16 protein-coding genes are annotated in these 15,440 nt (G+C 73.8%); 7 read left to right on the top strand and 9 right to left on the bottom strand.

The features are described 5' to 3' along the window. Positions 1-16: 16 nt before the first annotated feature. Positions 17-457, bottom strand: a complete 441-nt coding sequence (locus ABIC30_RS26485; protein ID WP_020092343.1) for a DUF1489 family protein — start codon at positions 455-457, stop codon at positions 17-19. A gap of 103 nt (positions 458-560) precedes the next feature. After that, positions 561-1,859, bottom strand: coding sequence for a hypothetical protein (locus ABIC30_RS26480; protein ID WP_020092342.1), 1,299 nt, complete (start codon positions 1,857-1,859; stop codon positions 561-563). 145 nt (positions 1,860-2,004) lie between these two features. Here ABIC30_RS26480 and ABIC30_RS26475 point away from each other — a divergent pair, with 145 nt between their 5' ends. The 6 genes from ABIC30_RS26475 (at position 2,005) to ABIC30_RS26450 (ending at position 8,404) form a co-directional block, all read left to right on the top strand. Next, positions 2,005-3,180: an MFS transporter gene (locus ABIC30_RS26475; protein ID WP_020092341.1), complete on the top strand. Its 1,176-nt coding sequence runs from the start codon at positions 2,005-2,007 to the stop codon at positions 3,178-3,180. A 48-nt stretch (positions 3,181-3,228) separates the two neighbouring features. Further along, positions 3,229-4,383: an ABC transporter permease gene (locus tag ABIC30_RS26470; RefSeq protein WP_026604795.1), complete on the top strand. Its 1,155-nt coding sequence runs from the start codon at positions 3,229-3,231 to the stop codon at positions 4,381-4,383. Positions 4,384-4,393: 10 nt separating this feature from the next. After that, positions 4,394-5,203 carry an ABC transporter ATP-binding protein gene (locus tag ABIC30_RS26465; protein ID WP_020092339.1) on the top strand — a complete coding sequence of 270 codons (810 nt, stop codon included), beginning with the start codon at positions 4,394-4,396 and terminating at the stop codon, positions 5,201-5,203. A 146-nt stretch (positions 5,204-5,349) separates the two neighbouring features. After that, positions 5,350-6,432: an MlaD family protein gene (locus ABIC30_RS26460; RefSeq protein ID WP_020092338.1), complete on the top strand. Its 1,083-nt coding sequence runs from the start codon at positions 5,350-5,352 to the stop codon at positions 6,430-6,432. Between the two features lie 121 nt (positions 6,433-6,553). After that, a complete protein-coding gene (locus ABIC30_RS26455) occupies positions 6,554-7,132 on the top strand; it encodes an ABC-type transport auxiliary lipoprotein family protein (RefSeq protein WP_020092337.1) in 579 nt (192 codons plus the stop codon). 252 nt (positions 7,133-7,384) lie between these two features. Continuing rightward, a complete protein-coding gene (locus ABIC30_RS26450; protein ID WP_042673838.1) occupies positions 7,385-8,404 on the top strand; it encodes a helix-turn-helix domain-containing protein in 1,020 nt (339 codons plus the stop codon). On the opposite strand, the gene ABIC30_RS26445 is transcribed toward ABIC30_RS26450, so the two are convergent. The 3 genes from ABIC30_RS26445 to thiE form a co-directional block, all read right to left on the bottom strand. Further along, complete coding sequence (locus tag ABIC30_RS26445) at positions 8,379-9,005, bottom strand: helix-turn-helix domain-containing protein (RefSeq protein ID WP_020092335.1); 627 nt, start codon at positions 9,003-9,005, stop codon at positions 8,379-8,381. The genes ABIC30_RS26450 and ABIC30_RS26445 overlap by 26 nt on opposite strands. Positions 9,006-9,141: 136 nt before the next feature. Beyond that, positions 9,142-9,957: a bifunctional hydroxymethylpyrimidine kinase/phosphomethylpyrimidine kinase gene (gene thiD, locus ABIC30_RS26440; protein WP_020092334.1), complete on the bottom strand. Its 816-nt coding sequence runs from the start codon at positions 9,955-9,957 to the stop codon at positions 9,142-9,144. Then, positions 9,954-10,682: a thiamine phosphate synthase gene (thiE, locus tag ABIC30_RS26435; RefSeq protein ID WP_020092333.1), complete on the bottom strand. Its 729-nt coding sequence runs from the start codon at positions 10,680-10,682 to the stop codon at positions 9,954-9,956. The genes thiD and thiE overlap by 4 nt, the downstream gene beginning before the upstream one ends. A gap of 218 nt (positions 10,683-10,900) precedes the next feature. Here thiE and ABIC30_RS26430 point away from each other — a divergent pair, with 218 nt between their 5' ends. Next, positions 10,901-11,896, top strand: coding sequence for an NUDIX hydrolase (locus ABIC30_RS26430; RefSeq protein WP_020092332.1), 996 nt, complete (start codon positions 10,901-10,903; stop codon positions 11,894-11,896). A 6-nt stretch (positions 11,897-11,902) separates the two neighbouring features. On the opposite strand, the gene ABIC30_RS26425 is transcribed toward ABIC30_RS26430, so the two are convergent. From ABIC30_RS26425 to ABIC30_RS26410, 4 genes are all read right to left on the bottom strand, one after another. Continuing rightward, a complete protein-coding gene (locus ABIC30_RS26425; RefSeq protein ID WP_020092331.1) occupies positions 11,903-13,459 on the bottom strand; it encodes a serine hydrolase in 1,557 nt (518 codons plus the stop codon). A 147-nt stretch (positions 13,460-13,606) separates the two neighbouring features. Beyond that, positions 13,607-13,888, bottom strand: a complete 282-nt coding sequence (locus ABIC30_RS26420; RefSeq protein ID WP_020092330.1) for a DUF333 domain-containing protein — start codon at positions 13,886-13,888, stop codon at positions 13,607-13,609. 13 nt (positions 13,889-13,901) lie between these two features. After that, positions 13,902-14,720: a 3-methyl-2-oxobutanoate hydroxymethyltransferase gene (gene panB, locus ABIC30_RS26415; RefSeq protein WP_020092329.1), complete on the bottom strand. Its 819-nt coding sequence runs from the start codon at positions 14,718-14,720 to the stop codon at positions 13,902-13,904. A 123-nt stretch (positions 14,721-14,843) separates the two neighbouring features. Continuing rightward, a complete protein-coding gene (locus ABIC30_RS26410) occupies positions 14,844-15,440 on the bottom strand; it encodes a rhodanese-like domain-containing protein (protein ID WP_020092328.1) in 597 nt (198 codons plus the stop codon).

The raw sequence follows: 15,440 nt of genomic DNA, 5'->3' as shown, positions 1-15,440 counted from the left end.
GAGACCCGTCGCGCCCTCACAGCAGGCCGAGGCCGACCAGCTCGCGCCGCAGGGCCTCGGGCATCTCGGCGAGGTCTCCCGAGGCCTCGGCCCCGAGATCGGCCGGCGCGTCGCTGGCCGTCAGGTAGCGCCAGCCCTGGAACGGCCGGTAGGGCCGGGGCGCCACCGGGACGAGCCGGGGATCGAAGACCAGCCGGCAGCGCGGGATGCCGTCCGCGTCGGTGAGCGGCTCGATCGCGGTGATCGCCTGCCGGCAGGACAGCGTCCCGCGGATCACCCAGTAGATCGAGCCCTGACCGGTGATCTCCCGGTGGCGCTTGGGCAGGGTGCGGGTGACGTGGAACGGCGCCGCTTGCCGGCCGTCCCGGAGCGCCTCCGCGCGGAAGCGGGCCTGCCGGGCCTCGAGATCGGCGATGGTGGCGGGGCCGACGCAGAGCTTGATCAGGTGCAGGGCCACGGATGCGCGTGCTCGGGGGTGCCGGGGGCGCCCCTGATAGCAGGGTCCGCGCCGGCGCGCGCCTGTCGAACTGCGCCGGAGCGCCGGCGCCGGGCCGGACCCGTCAGGCGAAGAGCGCGAGCCGCTGCTCCGGCGTCAGCGCGTCGATCTCGGCGAAGCTCAGGGCCGGCTCCTCCGGCGGCATCGCCGGCTGGGGCGCCGCCGCGACGGTCTCGCCCCAGGTGAGGTCGACCACGTCCGGCGCGATGTCCTCCTCGACGTCCGCCTCGACGTCCGCCTCGAACGCCTCCTCGATCGCGGTGGCGGGCTCCGGCGCGTCCGCGGCGGACGGATCGGCGACGGGAAGGGAGGCGACCTCCGGAGCCGGCTCCGGCTCCGGGGCGGCCTCGAGATCGACCGCCCAGTCCGCTTCCAGATCGGCCTCCGAGCCGGCCTCCAAGCCGGCCTCTAAGTCGGCCGCGGGTGCGGCCTCCGACCCGTCCCCCGGCGCGGCGAGGTCCGGCTCCGGGGCGAATGCCAGCGCGGCCACTCCCCCCGGCTCGGACACGGCGTCCGGCTCGGCCTCTGCCACCGGCTCCGGCGCGGCCGGCGCTTCGGCCGCGACCTCTGTCTCCGGCTCGGCCTCCGGCGCCCGGGCCTCCGCCTGGACCGGCAGGAACACCAGATCCTCGTGCAGCGCCGGGCTGCCGGGGCGGGCCACGAGGGCCGCCACCGTGACGGCCGGCACGTCCATGGCGATGTAGCGGTCGATGTCGCTCTGGTTCAGATCGGCCGGCTCGCCGGCCGGCCGCGCGCCCCGGTGGGGCGGCACCCGGACCGCGTCCTCGCCCCAGATGGCGATCATCGCGGAGACCCGGTCCTCCAGGTAGCGCAGGGTGTAGACGATCCGGGCGGTGCGCTGCGCGGTCAGGTCCTGGAAGGAGCAGGCGGTGTAGATCGCGGTCGCGTGGCGGTCGAGGGCGTCGCAGGCCTGCGCTTCGGCCCCGTGCTCGCGCAGGGTCCAGGCCGCCTCCTGGATCGACTCGGCGGCGCTGAGGATGTCGGAGGTGGCCTGCTCGGTCTCGCGCACGATGGCGTCGAGGGCGAGGGACGCCTGCGTCAGCCGGGTCTCGTCGCCGTTCGGGGTGTTGAGCGCCGCGATCTCGCCCTTGGTCCGGCTGATCGCGTCGGCCATATCGAGGAGATTGCCGCGCAGGTGCCCGAAGGCCTCCTGCCCGCGGTCGGCGGTGACGCTCCGCTCCAGCCGCGCGATCGCCCCGAGCAGCACCTCGGTCTCGGCGCCCCGGTTGCGCCGGGCGTACTCGGCGAGGAACCAGCGGCCGCGCTCGCTGGCGCTGATCGTCGCCTCGATCGCCTCGTACTCGGCCGAAGCGTGCGCGCTCGGGTTGACGGAACCGAACATGGGCCTCTCTGGACGCTGAATGCGGGCGCGGCGGCGGCCCCGATGCGCGCCAATCGCGGCGAATTTGACAGAGGGCCTTTAACGGGCGCTTACGGACGCCGTCCCGGTCCCACCTCCCTGCTCACCCCGCTCGTCGAGACCCGCCTTGCCCCGCCCGTCCGGCCCGGCGCGCCTGTCGCTGCTCTACGCCGTGGTGTTCACCGAGATCGGCATCGCGATGCCGTTCATGCCCCTGTGGCTCGACGCCCTGGGGCTCGATGCCCGGGTGATCGGTCTCCTCCTCGCCCTGCCGATCGCCACGCGGATCGCCGCCACGGCGCCGCTGATGAGCCTCCTCGACCGCGGCCTCGGGCCCCGGCGGCTGATCCTGCTCGGCAGCCTCGCCCTGAGCCTGACCTACGCGCTGATGCCCGCCGCGGCCGGGATCGGGTGGCCGCTGCTGGCCGGGCTGATCGTGCTCAACGCGGTCGCCGGCGCGCCGCTCGTGCCCTGCATCGACTACCTGACGCTCGCGGCCGTGCGCCAAGACGCCCGCCTGACCTACGCGCGGATCCGGATGGCGGGCTCCATCGCGTTCCTGCTGGCGAACCTCGCGGGCGGGCTGCTGCTGACGGCGCTCGGCGGCCGGCTCGCCGTGCCGCTGCTCCTGACCGGCCTCGCCCTCGGCGCGGGTCTGGTGGCGTGGCGCAGCCGCGCGGTGGCGGCCCTGCCGCCGTCGGCGGCGGGCGACGGCCGGACGCGGCTGCCGCGGCGGCTCTGGCTGTGCATCGGCGCGGCGGCCGCGATCCAGGCGAGCCACGGGGCGATCTACGGGTTCGGCAGCATCTACTGGACCGGCCAGGGCATCCCGCCGACCTGGGTCGGCGCGCTCTGGGCGACCGGGGTGCTGGCCGAGATCGCCCTGTTCGCCGGCCTCCCCGCCCTGCCCGCCGCCTGGCGCGGCCCGGTGCGGCTCCTCGGCGCCGGGGCCGTCGCGGCGATCCTGCGGGCGATCGGCATGTACCTCCTCGGCGACCATCTCGCCGCGCTGGTGCCGCTCCAGTGCCTCCACGGCCTGACCTTCGGGGCGACCCAGCTCGGCGCCATGGCGGCGGTCTCGGCCTACGCCCCCGACGGCGCGCGGGGCCGGGCGCAGGGCACGCTCAGCGCGGTCAATGCCGGGATCTCGGTGGTCGCGACCCTGGGGAGCGGCGTCGCCTACCGGGCCGGCGGCCCCCTCGCCTTCCTGCTGATGGCGCCGCTCGCCGCCGCCGGCCTGGGCCTCGCCCTGGCGTCCCGCCGCGCGCGGGGGGTGAGGTTGGAGACGGATCGTCAACCGTAATGTCGTCATAACCGCCGGGCAGGGTGGTGCCTCGATCGAGGAGTATGGGTGTTGCTGAGCGAGGGCACTGTTCCCGGCGCCTTGGCCGGCGCCGCGCTGCGGGACCGGTCGGCCGACGGCCGCCTGGCGCTCGACGGCCGCTGGACCGCCGACCAGGCCCCGACCGTCGAGGCCGCGGCCGCGCGCATCGCGGCGGCCGGCCGCGCCGGGCCGGTGGCGGTCGACCTGTCGGGGATCGAGCGCCTCGACACGCTCGGCGCCTGGGTCCTGGAGCGGACCCGCGCCGAGATCGAGCAGGCGGGCAGCGCCCTCACCTATCTCGGCGCCCGCCCGGAGCACCGCACCCTGCTGGGCGAGGTCCGGCTGCGCGAGCCGGACGCGCCGCCGCCGCGGCGGCACGGCCCGGTCGTCGGCCTGCTCGACTCCACCGGGCGCCGGACCGTGCAGGGCGGCCGCGAGTTCGTCACCGCCCTCGCGTTCCTGGGCGAGCTGATCGCCGCCTGCGGGCGCGTCGCCCTGCGGCCCGGCACGTTCCGCGGCAACGCCCTGATCAACCAGATCCAGCAGGTGGCGCTCAACGGCACGCCGATCATCGTGCTGATCTCGTTCCTCGTGGGCGGCATCGTCGCCCAGCAGGGCATCTTCCAGCTCCAGCGCTTCGGCGCCCAGACCTTCGTGGTCAACCTGATCGGCCTCCTGATCCTGCGCGAGATGGGCGTGCTGCTCACCTCGATCATGGTCGCCGGCCGCTCCGGCTCGGCGATCACCGCCGAGATCGGCTCCATGCGCATGCGCGAGGAGGTCGACGCGCTCCGGGTCATGGGCCTCGACCCCGTCGAGATCCTGATCGTGCCCCGGGTGCTCGCGCTGATGATCGGCCTGCCGATGCTGACGCTGATCGGCGACCTCGCGGCGCTCGCCGGCGGCGGCCTCACCGCGATGCTCTACGGCGGCCTGACCCTCGACCAGTTCCTGGTCCGGCTCCAGGCGGCGGTGGGCGTCCACCACGTCATGGTCGGCCTGATCAAGGCGCCGTTCATGGCGCTGACGATCGGGGTGATCGCCACGATCGAGGGCTTCGCGGTCGAGGGCTCCGCGGAATCGCTCGGCCGTCACGTCACCGCGTCGGTGGTGAAGTCCATCTTCATGGTCATCGTCCTCGACGGCCTGTTCGCGGTGTTCTTCGCCGCGATCGATTTCTGAGGCCGCCGCGATGAATGCCCCGATGACCGCCTCGCCGAATGGCCCCGCCCCGATCATCCGCGTGCGCGACCTCGTGGTCGGCTTCCGCGACCGCAACATCCTGAAGGGCCTGAGCCTCGACATCCGCGCCGGCGAGATCCTGGGCTTCGTCGGGCCCTCGGGCCAGGGCAAGTCGGTGCTCACCCGGACGATCCTCGGCCTCAACCCGAAGCGGGCCGGGACCATCGAGGTGTTCGGCCGCGACGTCGACGCGCTCACCTACGCGGAGCGGCGCCGGATGGAGCAGCGCTGGGGCGTGCTGTTCCAGCAGGGCGCCCTGTTCTCGGCTCTCACCGTCAAGCAGAACATCCAGGTGCCGATGCGCGAGCACCTGAACCTGTCCGAGCGCCTGCTCGACGAGTTCGCCCGGCTGAAGATCGAGATGGTCGGCCTGAAGCCCGACGCCGCCGACAAGCTGCCCTCGGAATTGTCGGGCGGCATGATCAAGCGCGCGGCGCTCGCCCGCTCCCTGGCGCTCGATCCCGAGATCCTGTTCCTCGACGAGCCGACCTCGGGCCTCGACCCGATCGGCGCGGGCGAGTTCGACGACCTCGTCTCGACCCTCAAGGAGACGCTGGGGCTGACCGTCTTCATGGTCACCCACGACCTCGACAGCCTCTACACCGCCTGCGACCGCATCGCGGCGCTCGGCGACGGCCAGATCATCGCCGCCGGCACGATCGACGAGATGCTGGCGAGCGACCATCCCTGGCTGCGCTCGTACTTCCACGGCAAGCGCGCCCGGACCATCGCGACGGGGGGCGCCTCGGCCCATGCCTGATCCCATGCCTGATCCCGTGCCTGCTCCCGTGCCTGACCCGATGCCCGATCGCCGCCGTCCCACCCAGATCCCGCCCTGCTCCCCTCCGGGAGCCGGGGCTCCAGGCCCGGCCGGATCTCCGCCGGCCAGAACCGCAGGTTGAGCGCATGGAAACCCGCGCGAACTACGCCCTGATCGGGGCCTTCACGATCGCCGTCATCCTGGCGGGCTTCGGCACCGTGCTGTGGCTCTCCGGCGGCTCCTCGCGGCAGGTCAGCCAGCTCGTCCGCATCGTCTTCTCCGGCTCGGTCGGGGGCTTGTCGCGCGGCTCGAGCGTGAACTTCAACGGCATCAAGGTCGGCGAGGTCACCGACATCCGCCTCGCCCCGCAGGATCCCCGCCGGGTGCTCGCCACGATCAAAGTCGATCCCGCGACCCCGCTCCGGGCCGACACCCGCGCCCGCCTCGACTCGGCGATGCTCACCGGCGTCTCGGTGATCTCCCTGTCGGGCGGCAATGCCGACGCGCCGGTGCTGACCCCGATGGCCAACGGCGAGCCGCCGACGATCTTCGCCGATTCCTCCGACATGCAGGACATGATGGCGCTGGCGCGCCAGGTGGCGCAGCGGGCCGACGACATGCTGGCCCGCCTCGACCGGCTGGTCTCCGCCAACGAGGGGGCGATCAACCGGTCGCTGACCAATGTCGAGACCTTCTCGAAGACGCTGGCCGATGCCGGCCCGAACATCTCGGCGCTGGTGAAGGCCGTGGACGGGGCCAAGCTCGGCCGGGTGATCGACAACGCCGACCGCTTCTCGGCCGCCCTGTCCAAGGCCAGCCCCGACATCGAGGCCGGCCTGCACGACGCCCGGCTGCTCGCCGGCAAGCTCAGCGCCTCGGCCGACAAGATCGACGCGGTGCTGAACGGCGCCCAGAGCTTCCTGGGCTCGGCCTCCGGCCAGGAGGGCTCCAGCACCTTCACGGAGATCCGCGCGGCGGCGATCTCGGTGCGCGACGCCGGCAAGGCGTTCCGGACCATGTCGGAGAACCTCGACAAGCGCACCGCCAGCATCTCGGCCAATTTCGGCCGGCTGAGCGGCACCGGCCGCCGGGAGGTCGAGGCCCTGTCGGGCGACGGGCAGCGGACGCTGAGCACCCTCAACCGCACGGTGCGCAGCCTGGAGCGCGACCCGAGCCAGGTGATCTTCGGCGGCAAGCCTTCGTTGCCTGAATACAACGGTGGCCGGTGAAATGCCGCGTCGCCGGGCGGATGTGTCCCGGCGCACGGCACGGATGCCGCAGCGGATTAGTTTTAACCGCATAGCTTATACAGCTCCGCCGTTCGCCGGCGGGGTCCTTCAGGTCATGCGTATGGTCCGCTCGTCCCACATCGCCGCCGCCGCGCTGCTCGCCGCCCTCTTGGGCGGCTGCGGCGGCGCGGCGCCCCTCACCTTCGACCTCGCGGCGCTGCCGGCCGCGGGGCGGCCGATCGCGGCCGGCCGCTCGATCGCGGTCTCGGAGCCGGTGAGCATCCAGCCCTTCGAGGCCGACCGGATCATCGTCCGCGAGAACGGCGGCGCCCTGTCGTTCCTGGGCGGCGGCCAGTGGGCCGACCGGCTGCCGCGCCTGATCCAGACGCGGCTCATCCAGAGCCTGGAGAATTCCGGGCGGCTCCGCTCGGTGAGCCGGCCCGGCGACAAGGTCGTGGCCGACTACCAGCTGATCAGCGAGATCCGCGCCTTCGACGTGCAGTCCGGGACCGGCGAGGCGGTGGTCGACCTGTCGCTGAAGCTCGTGGCCGACGGCACCGGCAGGGTTGCGGCGGCGCGGATCTTCACGGCCCGCGTGCCGGTGTCCAAGATCGATGCCGGCAGCGGCGCCCGCGCCCTCGATCAGGCGCTGAGCATCGTGCTGGCCGACGTGGTGCGCTGGGTGAACAGCGGGCGCTGACGGCCCCGCGGCCGGGCCGCGCCGACGCCCCCGCCGGGGCGGGGCGCTCGCGACGGAACGTCCTCCGAATGCCAGCCGCGCGGATCCGCTCCACGGCCCGACAGGCGCCACGGGTGATGGGACGGGCCCGACGGTGCATCGTGGGCGCGCGGGATTTCCTGCCGATCAATCCGTGTCCCGCGGCGCCGCGGCGGCGTGCGTGGACGGGGCGCGGTTGCGGTTCGCAGCAATCGCGGTCATACGGCTGCCGCGATGCAGACTCTGTTCTCAACTGAAGGTGTATTGGAGAAGGACAAGTTTCGCCTTTGGCGAGATATCTGCGAAGATCGCCTGGTTCCGATGGCGCAGACTTGTCTCAACGACGAGCCCTTTCACGCGACGATCGAGGGGGCCAGTATCGGCGGCCTGGTCTTCACGAAATTCGCGCTGCGCAACCTGCGGGCGGCCACGACGCCGCGCACGCTTCGCCATGAAAACCACAAGACCGACCACCTGTTCATGAGCATCGTGCTCTCGGGACAGGTCCGCGCGGATCAGTACGATCGGTCGAGCACGGATCGGGTCGGCGACTTCTCGATCCGGGATACGAATACACCCTGGACGATCGAGCACAGCGGCTACAGCGAGGTGCTGGCCATCGGGATCCCGCGGGAGCGGCTGGAGAGGGCTCTGGGCTCCGCACGCCTGTTCGCCGGCGTGACTGTCGGCGGCGATCTGCCGACCGCGACCCTGACCCGGTCGTTCCTGGGCAACCTGCTCAGCCTGGGCGACCGGCTGACGCCCCAGGTGGCCGAGAGCATGGTTTCCACGGGGCTCGACCTCATCGTCGCCAGCCTCGCGGAGCGGCTCGCGCGGGAGGCGCAGCGGCCCGTCCAGGACAGCGTCGTGGTGCAGCGCGCCCGGGCCTATCTCGAGGCCCATCTCCACGATCCGACCCTGGACCCGCCCCGGCTCGCGGCCGCGGCCGGCGTGTCCCTGCGCCGGCTGCAGGCCTTGTTCCGCGCGCAGGACCGGCACGTCTCCGACTGGATCTGGCACCGCAGGCTCGAGGCGGCCGCCAAGCGCTTGGCCGATCCGGGCTGCCTCCACATGCCGCTGGGGACCTTGGCGTATGGCTGCGGCTTCCTCAGCCAGTCCCACTTCTCCCGCCGCTTCAAGGAGCGCTACGGCCTGAGCCCCCGCGACTACCGCGTGCGCGCCCTCGCGCGGGGCGCCGAGGGTGGGCCGGAGGGCCGACCGGGCCGCCTCACTCCATCACGGCGGCCTTCATGATCACCACCATGGTGGCCCGGGCCGGACCGTCCGTGCAGCGCACGAGGTGGGGCCGGTCGCAGCGGTAGCGCAGGGTCTCGCCGGCCCGCGCCCGCTGCACGACGCCGCCGATCTCGACCTCGAACGCCCCCTCGGTGACCGAGAGCGACTCCACCGAGCCGCGCTGGTGCGGGTCCGAGTCGAGGACGCCGCCCGGGTCGGCCGTGACCTCGTACCATTGCAGCCACTCGATCGTCTTGAGCCAGCCGATGATCGCCAGCCGCACCTTCCCGTCCTCGGAGACGAGGATCGGCGTGTCGGCCCGGGAGGTCTTCTCGATGAACGGCTCCTCGTCGCCGGCCGCCAACACCCGCTCGATCGACACGTCGAGGGCCTGGGACAGGCGCCAGATCGTCGCCAGCGTCGGGTTGGTCTCGTTGCGCTCGATCTGGCTGATGATCGACTTGGCCACGCCGGACTGCTCGGCGAGTTCCGAGAGCGACAGGTTGTAGGCCTTGCGCAGCCGCTGGATGGTCTTGCCGAGCTGGCCGGAGAGCACCTGCGCGCCGGTCAGCAGGTCGCGCCCGCGCGCCCGGTCGGGCCGTTCCGCCTGATCCTGCATCGTCCCCGATCCGCCTGCACCGTTCCATTATCCGAACGATCGTGCGCTTCTTCAAACGCAATCGACGCCCGGTTGCAAGGCGGCGGGCGGCGTGCGCGGCGGCGTGCGCACCGGAAAGCGGCGGCCGGATCGGCCTCTAAGTCCAGACGGCGTGGAAGTGGTGGACCGGCCCGTGCCCCGTCCCGACCGCGAGGCTGTCCGCCGCCGCGAGGGCGGCCGTGAGGTAGGCCTTGGCCTCCGCCACCGCCTCCGGCAGGGCCAAGCCCTGGGCGAGGCCCGCCGCCACCGCCGCCGAGAGGGTGCAGCCGGTGCCGTGGGTGTTGCGCGTCGCGATCCGCGGCGCCGACAGGGTCCGCAGGGTGCCGTCCGCCGTGACGAGGTGGTCGATGCTCTCGCGCCCCGCGCCGTGGCCGCCCTTGATCAGCACCGCCCGGGCGCCGAGGGCGACCAGCCGCCGCGCCTGGGCCACGATCGCTGCCGCGTCCGCGGCGACGGGCTCGCCGAGGAGCACCGCCGCCTCCGGCAGGTTGGGGGTGATCAGGTCGGCCCGCGGGAGCAGCCGCTCGCGGAGCGTCGCCACGGCGTCGTCGGTGATCAGCCGGTCGCCGCTGGTGGCGACCATCACCGGGTCGAGGACGACCGGGATCGACCCGGCGTGGCGCGCCAGGCCGTCGGCGACCGCCGCGATCACCGCGGTCTGCGACAGCATGCCGATCTTCACCGCCCTCACGGCGAGGTCGGAGAACACGCTGTCGATCTGCCGGGCGACGAACTCCGCCGGCACGTCGTGGATACCCTGGACCCCCGTCGTGTTCTGCGCGGTCAGCGCCGTGATCACGCTGGCGCCGTAGACGCCCAGCGCCGAGAAGGTCTTGAGATCCGCCTGGATGCCGGCGCCGCCGCCGGAATCCGAGCCCGCGATCGTGACCGCGATGGGCGCGGGGCCGCTCATCGGGCGCCGGCCCGCTCCGCCAGGGCGCCGTCGATCCGCGCGCGCAGGTCGCGGGCGCGCTGGCGCACCGACTCCGCGCCGAACAGCGCGGTGATCACCGCGACCCCGTCCGCCCCCGCGGCGACCACCGCGGCGGCGTTGTCGAGCCCGATCCCCGCGATGGCGCCGAGCGGCAGGCCGGCTCCGCGGGCGAGGCGGGCGCGGAAGGCGATGCTGGCGAAGCCGTCGAGGCCCACCGGCGGGTCGGGATTGTCCTTGCTGGTGGTGGCGAACACGCCGCCGATGCAGGCGTAGTCGACGGGCAGCCGGTACAATTCGTCGGCCTGGGCGGGCTTCTTCAGGGTGAGGCCGATGATCGCGCCCTCCCCCAGCAGCCGGCGGGCGTCGGCCGGGTGGAGGTCGCCCTGGCCGAGATGCACCCCGTCGGCTCCGGCCGCGAGGGCGAGGTCGACGCGGTCGTTGACGAGGACCGGGACGCGGCCGCCCACCGCCGCCAGGATCGCCCGGATCCGCGCCAGGGCGGCGCGGGCATCGGCGATGTACTTCTCGCGGTACTGGAGCAGGGTGCAGCCCCCCGCCACCGCCTCGGCGCCGAGCTCCGCCAGCCGCGCCCCGTCGGCGCCGCAGACGCCGACATCGAGGAGCCCGTAGAGCCGCAGGTCGACGGCCCGGCTGCCGGTCGGGGTCGAGGGGGAAGCTGCGGGGGAAGTCGCGCTCGCTGGCATCGCTGTCGTCGCTCGGTCCGCCTCGGCCGGTCCCGTGCCAGCCTACCCGGACCCCTGTTTGGGCAGGGCTCGCGGCGTTGGCAAGCGGCGGGTGGACAGCGGTGCGTCGACGGGCCCCCCCCGCTCCGTCATACGGCGGCGTTGACGCGCGGCGATCCTGTCCCCCTATAGGTGGGATCCGCTACGGCGCATCCCGGGGGACGGACGGTCGAGGAACGATGACGGGTGCCGCGGCGCAGACGGACGCGCGCGGGGGGCAGGCCCCGCCGGAGCGCTCCTCCGTAGGCCTCGTCGCGGTGATCGTCGCCGCGACCAAGGGGGAGCCGCGCGCCCTGACGATCCGGGTCCCCGACCAGGCGCCCGGCCGCGGCGACGGCCTGCCGGCCGGCCCCCTCGTCCCCGAGCACGCCACGCTGGAGCGGGGCCTGCGCGCCTGGGTGGAGCGGCAGACGCACCAGCGCCTCGGCTACGTGGAGCAGCTCTACACCTTCGGCGACCGCGACCGCTCCGGCACGGCGACCCTGTCGGGGGTGCACTCGCTCTCGGTGGCCTATCTGGCGCTCGTCCGCGAGGAGCGGCCGGCGGGGCTCGCCGAGGCCGCGTGGCAGAACTGGTACCGCTACCTGCCCTACGAGGATTTCCGGCAGGGGCGCCCGCGCCAGCTCGACGCCATCGAGGCGCGGCTCGCCGAATGGGCGTCCGAGCCCGCGGACTGCGCCACCCGGACCCGCCGCCTCGACCGCCTCGGCCTGACCTTCGGCATGAACGGCGGTACGTGGAACGAGGAGCGCGTCCTGGAGCGCTACGAGCTGCTGTTCGAGGCCGGGCTGATCCCGGAGGCGCGGGGCAATCCCGGCCCGGCCCTGCCGAACGACCCGACCGGCGTCCCCATGGCGTTCGACCACCGGCGGGTGCTCGCGACCGCGATCGGCCGGCTCCGGGGCAAGATCAAGTACCGCCCGGTGGTGTTCGAGCTGATGCCGCCGGAATTCACCCTGCTGCAGCTGCAGAAGACCGTGGAGGCCCTGTCGGGGACGCAGCTGCACAAGCAGAACTTCCGGCGCCTCGTGGCCCAGCAGGGGCTGGTGGAGGAGACCGAGAGCGTGACCAGCGGCGCCGCCGGCCGGCCGGCGCGGCTGGTGCGCTTCCGCCGGGAGGTGCTGCTGGAGCGCCCGGCCCCGGGCCTGCGGCTGCCGTCGCGGCGGGCGGGGTGACGGCGGTCAGTCTCGCCGCGCCAGGGTGCCGAGCCCGCTCGCGTCGAGCGCGTCCACCGTCACGGCGGCGGCCCGGCCGTCGCTGCCGATGGCGAAGCGGACGGCGGAGGGGCGGTCGGGCGCCTCGGCGTCCGGGAAGCTGAGGAAGAGGTCGCGGTCGAAGTGCCGGAGGGGGTAGCGGCGCGCCCCCGCGGGGCCGACCGTCAGCGTCAGGGCGCCGTCCGCCTCCGCCACCACGGCCTCGCCGACATAGGCGTTGGCGTAGCGTCCGGCATAGGCCGAGAGCGCCAGGGGCGCGGCGGGCGGCGCCGGCGGTGTGCCGTAGGCCGCCTTGTCGGCGGCGATGCCCGGCGCGAACAGGCTCTCGTAGGCCGCGCCCCAGGCCGTCACCCAGTCCCGGCCGACGCGGCCGTCGAAGACGAGGTCGGCGAAGCTGTCGGCCAGCCCCTCCGGCACGCCGGACGGGAAGGCGTTGGTCAGGACGAGGATCCCGAGACCGGCCTCCGGATGGATCGAGACGAGCGTCTGCGCGCCGACGCTGAAGGCGCCCGCGTGGCCCCAGACGAGGCCGTGCCGGCCGTACTCGACGTTCCAGCCGAGGCCGTAGAAGGACGCGCCGCCGGTCACGGGGTTGCGGCCGCGGGCCATGAGCGGGGCGTGCGTCTGCGCCAGGGCCGGGGCCGCGACGCGCTGCGCGCCCTCGAAACGGCCCTTGCCGATCACGAGCCGCAGCCATCGGGAGAGGTCGCGGACATCGCTGCTGACGCCGCCGGCCGGTGCCTGCGCGTCGGGATCGCGCTCGATCTTGGCGGTCCAGACGCCGCCGGCCCGGACGTGGAGCGCCGCGCGGTCGGGCCGGCTGAGGAAATCCGCGTGGGTCGTGCCGGTGGCGGCCATCCCGAGCGGCCGGAACAGCCGGTCCCGGGCCACCGCCTCCCAGGGCTGGCCGGTCGGCTTCGCGGCGGCGACCGCGCCCTCGGTGAAGCCGAAATTGCTGTAGGCGTAGCCGGCGCGGAAGCTGGAGGCGGGCGGCGCGAGGCGCAGCCGGTGCAGGATCGCGTCGCGGCCGAAGCCGATCGCCTCCAGATCGTCGCCGGCGGTCCCCGGCAGGCCGCTGCGATGGTTGAGGAAGTCGCGCACCGTGACCTGCGCGGTCGGGTAGGGCTCGTGCAGCTGGAAGGCGGGATCGAGATCCGCGACGCGCGAATCCCAGTCGACCACCCCGTCGCCCACCAGGGCGGCCACGATCGTCGCGGTGACGGGCTTGGACAGCGAGGCGATCTGGAAGACCGTGTCGGGGCCGACCGGCTCGGGCTTCCCGGCCTGCCTGAGGCCGTATCCCTTCAGGAGGAGCGTCTCGTCGCCGAGGACGACCGCGACCGCGAGGCCCGGCACCGCGCCCGCGTCGACGGCCCGCCGCGCCAGCGCCTCCAGCGCCGGCAGCTGCGCCTCGACCTGCGCCCGCGTCAGCGTCCCGGCGGATCCGGCTCCGGGCCCGGCCGCGATCAGGCCGAGGGCGAGGCACGCGCCGACGAGGCGCCGGCGCGATCGGGCCCGCTGCATGAGTCGTCGATCCCGCCTGAGAGAGCTCGGACCTCGAGAGTGGCATCGTCGGGCCGCCGAAATCAATCGCGCCGCCCCGGGCCGCGCCGCGAATGCGCGGGCCGGCCTGACGGACACGGACGAAGACTGTTCGGGAACCGGGCCGGGCTAGCGGAACGGGTCGGCGCCGGGTGCCGGCTTCACGCCGCGGAGCATCCGGTACAGCGTCCATTCCTCGACGATCTTCCGCCCCGGAAGGGCGCAGAGCCCGATCGTGCCGCCATCGGGCAGCTTCGCGAGGATCGTCTGCCCGCCCATCGTCGCGCAGAAGGCCGAGGCCGGATTCTCCAGCGCGCGGGCCGGCCCGGATCCGGCAAGGGCGGCGCAGACCGCGAGCGCGCGGACAGGCCACGCGGCGGGCGCCCTCCACGGTCCGATCATGCGCGTCATGGGCCGCCCTGCCCTAACCGTAGGTGTGGTCGTCGGCCGGGAACCGGCCGGCCCGGACCTCGTCCGCGTAGGCTTTCACGGCGTCCTCGATGTGGGTCCGCAGGCTCCCGAACTGGCGCACGAATTTCGGCGTGCGCTCGGACAGGCCGAGCATGTCCTCCAGCACCAGGATCTGGCCGTCGCAGACCGCCGAGGCGCCGATGCCGATCGTGGCGGCGGTGACCTGGGGGGAGGTCGCGATCGCCCGCGCCACCGGCTCGACGATGCCCTCGAGCACGATCGCGAAGGCGCCGGCCTCCGAGATGGCGCGGGCATCCTCCAGGAGGCGGCGCTCGTCGTCGGGGGCCCGGCCCTGGACCTTGAAGCCGCCCATCGTGTTCACCGCCTGCGGGGTGAGGCCGATATGGCCCATCACCGGCACGCCGCGCTGGACGAGGAACGCCACCGTCTCGGCGAAATGGGCGCCGCCCTCCATCTTGATCGCGCCGGCGCCGGTCTCCTTGAGAACCCGGGAGGCGCTGAGGAAGGCCTGCTCCCGGCTCGCCTCGTAGGAGCCGAACGGCATGTCGACCACGACCAGCGCCTTCTGCGTGCCGCGGATCACCGCCTGGGCCTGGAGGATCATCATCTCCAGGGTCACGGGGATCGTCGATTCCATCCCGTGCATCACCATGCCGAGGGAATCGCCCACGAGGATGAAGTCGCAATAGGGATCGACGATGCCGGCCGTGTGGGCGTGGTAGGCGGTGAGCGCGATGATCTTGCGCCCCTCGGCCTTGCGCTTGCCGATATCGACCGCCCGGAGCCGTCGGGACTGCACGACCTGCGACATGGTTCAGACCTCATTCCGGCCACTCGGGACGCGGCGCGGGCCCCCTCTCCCGCCCGGGAGAGGGCGCGCCCCGCCACGCGAGCCTTGTTCCGCGGCGTCTCTTACAATGCCCGGCGATGCGGGTCAGCGCCCCGCCTGCGGCTCGGCGCCCGCCTTCCAGTCCGGATCGACCGTCAGGTTCGCGGTCTCGTGCATCTCCTGCCAGCCCTCGACGCCCTCGGGGAACCAGCGCACGCCGGTATAGCCCTTCAGCACCAGCCGCTTGGCGGCGTTCCAGCTGCCCCAGCACTCGACGTGGCAGAACACCACGACGGGCTTCGCCTTGTCGCCCCCGGTCAGCGCCGCGACGCGGGCGTAGAAGAGCGCCTCGCGCGCCGGCGCCAGGGGCTCGGCGCCGGCCTCCGGCATCCAGACGGCGCCGGGGATCGACGGATGCACCGGCAGCCAGAGGCGGCCCTCCGGGAAGTTCGACGGCTTGCGGTCCGGCGCCGCCACGTCGAGCAGCACCGGCTTGTCGGGGCCGGCGATCAGGGCGGCGACGGCGTCGGCGTCGACCACCGCGGCGCCCTTGAGGGTCTGCGGCGTGTAGCCCTTCGGAGGGCCGGCGTAGAGCCCCTCCGGCTCGGGCACGTTCACCGGCGAATCGGCCGGCGCCGCGGCGAGGCAGAGGAGCGCGGCGCAGGCCGCCGCGGCCCGGCCGGTCAGGAGGAGGCGCCGCAT

The organism is Methylobacterium sp. 1030 (assembly GCF_040544715.1).
GTDB lineage: Bacteria > Pseudomonadota > Alphaproteobacteria > Rhizobiales > Beijerinckiaceae > Methylobacterium.
The sequence above is the reverse complement of the archived record's forward strand: the minus strand, read 5'-3'. Positions and strand labels throughout refer to the sequence as shown.

Bases quoted from the DNA above. Each gene is read 5' to 3' on its own strand.
- ABIC30_RS26430 (WP_020092332.1), top strand. From the start codon at position 10,901: ATGACGGGTGCCGCGGCGCAGACGGACGCGCGCGGGGGGCAGGCCCCG.
- ABIC30_RS26445 (WP_020092335.1), bottom strand. From the start codon at position 9,005: ATGCAGGATCAGGCGGAACGGCCCGACCGGGCGCGCGGGCGCGACCTG.
- ABIC30_RS26460 (WP_020092338.1), top strand. From the start codon at position 5,350: ATGGAAACCCGCGCGAACTACGCCCTGATCGGGGCCTTCACGATCGCC.
- ABIC30_RS26480 (WP_020092342.1), bottom strand. From the start codon at position 1,859: ATGTTCGGTTCCGTCAACCCGAGCGCGCACGCTTCGGCCGAGTACGAG.
- ABIC30_RS26455 (WP_020092337.1), top strand. From the start codon at position 6,554: ATGGTCCGCTCGTCCCACATCGCCGCCGCCGCGCTGCTCGCCGCCCTC.
- ABIC30_RS26410 (WP_020092328.1), bottom strand. From the start codon at position 15,440: ATGCGGCGCCTCCTCCTGACCGGCCGGGCCGCGGCGGCCTGCGCCGCG.
- thiD (WP_020092334.1), bottom strand. From the start codon at position 9,957: ATGAGCGGCCCCGCGCCCATCGCGGTCACGATCGCGGGCTCGGATTCC.
- thiE (WP_020092333.1), bottom strand. From the start codon at position 10,682: ATGCCAGCGAGCGCGACTTCCCCCGCAGCTTCCCCCTCGACCCCGACC.
- ABIC30_RS26420 (WP_020092330.1), bottom strand. From the start codon at position 13,888: ATGACGCGCATGATCGGACCGTGGAGGGCGCCCGCCGCGTGGCCTGTC.
- ABIC30_RS26465 (WP_020092339.1), top strand. From the start codon at position 4,394: ATGAATGCCCCGATGACCGCCTCGCCGAATGGCCCCGCCCCGATCATC.
- ABIC30_RS26450 (WP_042673838.1), top strand. From the start codon at position 7,385: ATGCAGACTCTGTTCTCAACTGAAGGTGTATTGGAGAAGGACAAGTTT.
- ABIC30_RS26425 (WP_020092331.1), bottom strand. From the start codon at position 13,459: ATGCAGCGGGCCCGATCGCGCCGGCGCCTCGTCGGCGCGTGCCTCGCC.
- panB (WP_020092329.1), bottom strand. From the start codon at position 14,720: ATGTCGCAGGTCGTGCAGTCCCGACGGCTCCGGGCGGTCGATATCGGC.